This is a genomic window from Paenibacillus sp. N119s, assembly GCF_059447605.1.
In genome coordinates this window covers 1-7207 of sequence record NZ_JCAJRU010000240.1, presented here as the reverse complement: position 1 = coordinate 7207, position 7207 = coordinate 1, and the positions used below count along the sequence as shown (strand labels likewise).

Annotated in this window: 6 protein-coding genes and 1 tRNA gene; all 7 read left to right on the top strand. The window is 45.4% G+C overall.

Annotated features, from left to right (window positions below):
- Window positions 1-354 precede the first annotated feature (354 nt).
- The 7 genes from guaB (at window position 355) to AC5V8P_RS21255 (ending at window position 7107) form a co-directional block, all read left to right on the top strand.
- The gene (guaB, locus tag AC5V8P_RS21285) at window positions 355-1812 is read left to right on the top strand and encodes an IMP dehydrogenase (RefSeq protein WP_063212177.1); all 1458 of its coding nucleotides are present in this window, start codon (window positions 355-357) and stop codon (window positions 1810-1812) included.
- A gap of 327 nt (window positions 1813-2139) precedes the next feature.
- Window positions 2140-3528, top strand: coding sequence for a D-alanyl-D-alanine carboxypeptidase family protein (locus tag AC5V8P_RS21280; RefSeq protein WP_064795695.1), 1389 nt, complete (start codon window positions 2140-2142; stop codon window positions 3526-3528).
- Window positions 3529-3657: 129 nt separating this feature from the next.
- Entirely contained in the window at window positions 3658-4539 is an 882-nt protein-coding gene (pdxS, locus tag AC5V8P_RS21275; RefSeq protein ID WP_013368723.1) for a pyridoxal 5'-phosphate synthase lyase subunit PdxS, read from the top strand.
- A 16-nt stretch (window positions 4540-4555) separates the two neighbouring features.
- Window positions 4556-5122, top strand: coding sequence for a pyridoxal 5'-phosphate synthase glutaminase subunit PdxT (gene pdxT, locus AC5V8P_RS21270; protein ID WP_064795694.1), 567 nt, complete (start codon window positions 4556-4558; stop codon window positions 5120-5122).
- A 36-nt stretch (window positions 5123-5158) separates the two neighbouring features.
- Entirely contained in the window at window positions 5159-6442 is a 1284-nt protein-coding gene (serS, locus tag AC5V8P_RS21265; protein ID WP_063212172.1) for a serine--tRNA ligase, read from the top strand.
- An 89-nt stretch (window positions 6443-6531) separates the two neighbouring features.
- Window positions 6532-6620 (top strand) — tRNA-Ser (locus AC5V8P_RS21260).
- Window positions 6621-6765: 145 nt separating this feature from the next.
- Window positions 6766-7107, top strand: a complete 342-nt coding sequence (locus tag AC5V8P_RS21255) for a hypothetical protein (RefSeq protein WP_063212171.1) — start codon at window positions 6766-6768, stop codon at window positions 7105-7107.
- Window positions 7108-7207: the final 100 nt, after the last annotated feature.

Genomic DNA, 7207 nt, shown 5'->3' with positions numbered 1-7207 from the left:
TAGGACGTTGCCAAGCAACAACAAGTAAAGAGGACCATGATCTTATTTAGATTATGGTCCTCTTTTTTGCATATAAGGGAAAGCGCTTATATTCTTGCTCCTCGGCTACTTGCCTAATGCGTTTGTAATAGTGAGGCACCTTTAAAACCGTTATGAATAAATGATTGTCCTTCGTAGGAGTACAGTTGTTTGTACAGGGAAATACTATAGGTTAAGGCTGTTGATGAAGGCTTGACACCCCTATACCGCTTTGCTAAGATTGCAATAATATATTTTCAGAGAGCCTTGATTTGTCCGTGTCGGACAGACAACAAGACCAATACAGACTAAACATTTTGAAGGAGGATCATCTTGGTGTGGGAAGATAAATTCGGTAAGGAAGGCCTTACCTTTGACGATGTTTTGCTGGTACCTCGTAAATCGGTGGTACTGCCCAAAGAAGTTAGCGTAGCGACTCGTTTGAGTGATAACGTGAAGCTGAATATTCCTTTGATGAGTGCTGGTATGGATACTGTTACTGAGGCAGTGTTGGCGATTGCGATGGCTCGTGAAGGCGGTATTGGTGTTATTCATAAAAATATGTCGATTGAACAGCAAGCAGTAGAGGTAGATCGGGTTAAACGTTCAGAGAGCGGTGTTATCACCAACCCATTCTCATTGACTCCCGATCATTTGGTGTCCGATGCCGAGGCTGTTATGGGTAAATACCGTATTTCCGGTGTACCTATTGTAAACGAAGAGAACAAACTGGTGGGTATTATTACTAACCGTGATCTTCGCTTTATTCACGATTTTAATCTTAAAATTAGTGAAGTGATGACGAAGGAAGAACTGGTAACTGCACCAGTAGGCACGACTTTACAGGAAGCAGAAGTCATTTTGCAACAGCATAAAATTGAAAAGCTTCCTCTGGTTGATGAAGGCAACTATCTCAAAGGTCTGATCACCATTAAAGATATTGAGAAAGCTATTCAGTTTCCGAACGCAGCGAAGGATGCACAAGGGCGTCTTCTGGTCGGTGCGGCTGTCGGCATTTCCAAGGATACGTTTGAACGGACGGAAGCCCTTGTAAAGGCGGGCGTGGATTTGATTGTTGTGGATTCAGCTCATGGTCATCATATTAACATTATTGAAGCTGTTCGTGAGTTGCGTAAAACTTATCCGGATCTGACGATTGTAGCAGGTAACGTAGCTACGGGTGACGGAACGCGTGAATTGATTGAAGCAGGAGCATCGGTCGTGAAGGTCGGTATTGGTCCAGGCTCAATCTGTACCACACGCGTAATTGCAGGGATTGGTGTTCCGCAAATTACAGCTATCTATGACTGTGCAACAGTAGCACGTGAATATAATATTCCGATTATTGCAGATGGCGGTATTAAATACTCCGGTGAAATCACAAAAGCCATTGCGGCAGGCGCTTCTGCGGTAATGCTGGGAAGCCTTTTTGCAGGTACGGAAGAAAGCCCGGGCGAATCGGAAATTTATCAAGGACGTCGCTTCAAGGTATATCGTGGTATGGGCTCTATGGCTGCGATGAAGCAAGGTAGTAAGGATCGTTATTTCCAAGATGACGACAAGAAATTGGTGCCAGAAGGCATTGAGGGACGCGTTGCTTATAAAGGGCCACTTTCCGACACTGTTCACCAGCTGTTGGGCGGTCTTCGTTCCGGTATGGGATATTGCGGTACTGCTAATATTGAGGAGCTTCGTAACGATACAAGCTTTATCCGTATTACAGGTGCAGGTCTGCGTGAAAGCCATCCACATGATGTGCAAATTACGAAAGAAGCACCAAACTACTCTCTATAAAATTCAGCTGTATTTGACTTGACGACAGGCAGAGCGCATTTCGCTCTGCCTGTCTTTTTTTAGAGATACCCCTGTGATAGAATAGACAAGTGTCCGCCTTCACACAAGGTAACTGATGAGCTAGGGGCACATAGGTATTTTGGAGGATTTCTACCGGTTAGGAAGATTCGAGCACAGAATGCTTATGACGGGCTATATCTTACGAAATGAAATGACACTGAATGGAATAACATTAAAACATTAATTCTTTGGCCAAGTAAAGGCTGTAACCACCGTCTCGTTATAGATAGCGAATCGGGTTGAGGTACGAGAGGAGTTTGTATTCATTTGAAAGCGAACAATTTGAGGCAAATTAATAAACGCAGCATGATTAAAAAGAGTGTGACTGCAGTCATGGTGCTTAATATGATGTATATGTCGGCCCTGCCGGTTGTAGGCAATTTTGATCCAAGTGTGGCTACTTTTGCTGCTGCAGCAACAACCGAGGCGAAGGATATTATCGGGACAGGTTCTATTAACCCTCCTAGTTTGGCACTCCGTTCTGCCATTTTGGTCGAGCCTTCCACAGGACAGATCTTGCTTTCTATGAATCCAGATGAGCCGCTTCCGCCAGCCAGTATGACTAAAATGATGACAGAGTACCTCGTAGCGGAGCAGGTTAAGCAAGGTAAGCTCAAGTGGACGGATAAGGTTACGGTTGGCGAGAATGCTGCCAAGAGTATCGGATCACGTATTTTTTTGGCTCAAGGGGATCAACATACGGTAGAGGAGCTTTATATTGCCATGGCCGTAGGTTCTGCTAATGATGCAACAGTAGCTCTTGCAGAACGTGTTGCTGGAACCGAGCAGGACTTTGTAAAACTAATGAATGAAACAGCTCAGAAAATGGGTATGAAAAATACGTATTTTATCAACTCGACTGGTTTGGATCGTAAGGATATGCCTACAGGGTTCCAACCGGATACAGACCGGGAAACTGTAATGACAGCGAGAGACGCAGCTACTTTGGCCAGTTATATTATTAAGGATCATCCGGATTACACACGGTTTACCACAATTCAGTCATACAAATTCCGGCCGACTGACAAAGCGCCAATTATTAACTATAATTGGATGCTAGAAGCGAACAAGAACATTACTAACTTTAGAAAATTCGCTTATCCTGGCTTGGACGGAATGAAAACGGGTCATACGAACAATGCTGGAAACTGTTTTACAGGTACGGCTGAACGTAATGGAATGCGTCTCATTAGTGTCGTTATGGGAGCTGATTCTGAGCCCCACCGTTTTACAGAGACAGCTAAAGTGCTGAACTATGGCTTTGATAATTTTGAAGTGAAGCAGGTTGTTGCTCCAAAGACGGTGGTTAAGGGCATTGAGAGTGTACCCGTAACCAAAGGTAAGGAAACAGAGGTACCGATCGTCACAAAGGATGCGGTGAGTTTCATCGTACCTAAGGGTGCGAGCAATCCTAAGGTAACTTTTACAACAAACATTACACCAGCACTCTCTCTCGTGGCACCTTTGAAGCAAGGGGCAAAAGTCGGAACGATTACGTACACATACAAAACGGATGGCGTGGACAAAGGCCAGACGAAAACGGTTGATTTGGTTACTACGACGGCAGTAGAAGAGGGCGGTTGGTTCCGAATGCTTTTCCGGGCCATTGGTGGTTTCTTCGGTGATTTGTTCCAGGGAATTAAGAATCTTTTCTAAATATGTACGCTAGTGACCTAATGTGTTCTGCATAGCTTATTTTACAACTCGAAATGATTGTGTATTTGGCGTTCGTGCGGTAAAATCTTAAGTTAGAATCTAAACGTAACCCTTACAGGAGGCAAAGACATGGAAACGGGAACTTCGCGTGTAAAAAGAGGTATGGCAGAGATGCAAAAAGGCGGCGTAATCATGGATGTCATGAACGCTGAACAGGCTAAAATTGCAGAGGCAGCAGGCGCTACAGCCGTAATGGCTCTTGAACGGGTGCCTTCGGATATCCGTGCAGCGGGTGGCGTTGCTCGTATGGCTGACCCAACGATTGTGGAAGAGGTTATGAAGGTTGTTTCTATTCCTGTTATGGCTAAGGCTCGTATTGGCCACTTTGTTGAGGCAAAGGTATTGGAATCTCTCGGTGTCGATTATCTCGATGAGAGCGAAGTACTGACACCTGCGGATGAAGTCTTCCATATTGATAAGCGGGAGTTCACCGTTCCATTTGTTTGTGGAGCCAAGGATCTAGGGGAAGCTCTGCGCCGCATCGGTGAAGGCGCATCTATGATCCGTACAAAGGGTGAACCGGGAACTGGAAATATTGTTGAGGCTGTTCGTCATATGCGTTTTATCAACGGTCAAATTCGCAAGGTGCAAAACCTGTCGAAGGACGAGCTGTATGCAGAGGCGAAAAACCTCGGAGTTGCTTATGAGTTGCTGTTAGAAGTACATGAGCTTGGTAAGCTACCAGTGGTCAACTTTGCTGCAGGCGGTGTAGCAACACCAGCGGATGCTGCGTTGATGATGCATTTGGGCGCTGATGGTGTCTTTGTAGGTTCTGGTATCTTCAAATCAGATAGCCCTGAGAAATTTGCACGGGCAATTGTGGAAGCAACCACTCATTATACCGATTACAAGCTGATTGCAGAAGTGTCCAAGAATTTGGGGACTCCTATGAAAGGCATTGAAATTTCCAAGCTGGCATCGCATGAGCGCATGCAGGATCGTGGTTGGTAAGAAGGAAGGGACCGGCATGAAAATAGGAGTATTGTCGCTGCAAGGCGCTGTAGCTGAGCATATACGAAGCATTGAACGTGCGGGTGCTGAAGGCATAGCAGTGAAGAAGATCGAACAGCTCGATGAGCTGTCCGGTCTTATCATTCCCGGTGGTGAGAGCACCACGATCGGTAAGCTAATGCGCAAGTATGATTTTATAGAGGCGATACGTCAATTTTCCAATCAAGGCAAGCCTGTATTTGGTACTTGTGCGGGATTGATTGTATTGGCCAAAACGATTCAAGGGCAGGAAGAGGCACATTTGGGACTCATGGATATTACAGTAGCGCGTAATGCTTTTGGTCGCCAACGAGAAAGCTTTGAAACAGACTTGAACATTAAAGGGATTGAGGAACCGGTTCGTGCGGTGTTTATCCGTGCGCCTTTAATACAATCTGTTGGAGTGGGAGTAGATGTGCTGTCTGAGCATAACGGCGAGATTGTGGCAGCCCGTCAGGGTCATTTGCTGGCTTCATCCTTCCATCCGGAATTAACAGACGATTACCGGTTGCATCAGTATTTTGTGGATATGGTCCGCGGGTAGCGGAAAGTCAGGTTTGTAGTGTAGGAGGGATCACCTGTGTTAGATATAAAGATTTTGCGTAACGAGCTTGGTCGGGTTGAGAAAGCTTTACAGAACAGAGGAAAATCTCTGGATCTGATTAAGGGTTTTACGGATCTGGATGTCAGCCGTCGTGAGTTGCTTCAGGAAAGTGAAGGACTCAAAAATCGCCGGAATGTGGTATCTGGTGAAGTAGCCAAGTTGAAGAAGAATAAGGAAAATGCGGATGATCTTATTGCTGAAATGCGTCAGGTCTCCGATCGTATTAAAGAATTGGATGAGCAAGTGCGGGAACTGGAAGTTCAGATTGATGAACTGGTGATGTCGATTCCTAATATTCCTAACGAGACTGTGCCTGTAGGCGCATCGGAAGAGGATAATGTGGAAATCCGCCGCTGGTCGGAGCCGCGCGAGTTTTCTTTTACACCCAAAGCACATTGGGAGTTGGCTCAGAATCTAGATATTCTCGATTTTGAGGCTGCGGCTAAGGTAACGGGTTCTCGTTTTACGTTCTATAAGGGATTGGGAGCGCGATTGGAACGTGCGCTAATTAACTTTATGATGGATCTGCACAGCAGTGAGCATGGTTATGAAGAAATGCTACCTCCATACATTGTAAACCGAGACAGCCTGTACGGAACGGGTCAACTACCGAAGTTTGAAGAGGATTTGTTTAAACTACGTGATACTGAGTATTATCTTATTCCTACGGCTGAAGTTCCGGTAACGAACTATCACCGAGAAGAGATAATGAATGCAGATCAGCTTCCAAAATATTATGTGGCATACAGCTCTTGCTTTCGTTCAGAGGCAGGATCAGCAGGGCGTGATACACGCGGCTTGATTCGTCAGCATCAGTTCAATAAAGTAGAAATGCTCAAGCTGGTTCACCCGGATACCTCTTATGAAGAATTGGAGAAAATGACGAATAACGCTGAGCGCGTTTTGCAGCTGCTCGGACTTCCATATCGCGTACTGGCACTTTGCACAGGGGATATGGGTTTTACGTCTGCCAAAACGTATGATCTGGAAGTATGGCTGCCTGAGAGCGGCATGTACCGTGAGATTTCTTCCTGTTCAAACACAGAAGACTTCCAAGCGCGTCGGGCAAACATCCGGTTTCGTCCAGATGCGAAGGCAAAGCCTGAATTTGTACATACGCTGAACGGTTCAGGATTGGCTGTAGGACGGACTGTTGCTGCTATTTTGGAGAATTATCAGCAAGAGGACGGAAGCATTGTAATTCCCGAAGTGCTGCGTCCATACATGCGAGGCGTTGAGGTTATAACTCCTAAACAGTAAGCCTTGCATTATTAAAAAATCTGTGGTAAAATAATTTTGTTGCGCCTGAGTTGTTTGATAAGGGAAGCAGCTTTATCCATTTACCACCTGGAGAGGTACCGAAGCGGTCATAACGGGGCGGTCTTGAAAACCGTTAGGGTGCAAGCCCACATGGGTTCGAATCCCATCCTCTCCGCCATATTCTAAAATAAACCAAGCCATTCAAATACGGTAACTGGTACATTAGGTTTTATACACTAATGATCAGAATTCGTGAGGAATGGCTTTTTTGTTGTATAAAAAACCTGTTTTCTTCACACGTTATCAGATGTGGAGGTGCTGGCATGAATCGAGAAATGACAGTAGATCAGCAAAAGCTGGTAGAGGCCTGGCAGGAACAACTGCCGATTCTTTTGAATTCAGGAGATAAAACACAGGTGCAGGCAGATGAAGCTGATAACCAGGCTATTCGAATCCATATCGAGGTGGAAGGCCGACAAATGTACTCCTTTGATTTTGCGTGTAAATATGTAGACTCCCGGGAAGTACAGGTTAACTTAGTCGATGTAGAGCGTGACGGACGAACTGTGGATGAACGAACAGATATCATTCAACAGCTGGTGTCCGATTATACTCGGCATATTCACCAATGTGCCCAAACTTTACAGTCATTGACGCACTCGTAGTCATGAAGGAATGAGGAGGAAGGCTACATGACAAAGGCCAAAAATGGACTGGATAAAAACCTGTCCAACATTGTCGATGATTTGGAGCAACGTCCAGTAA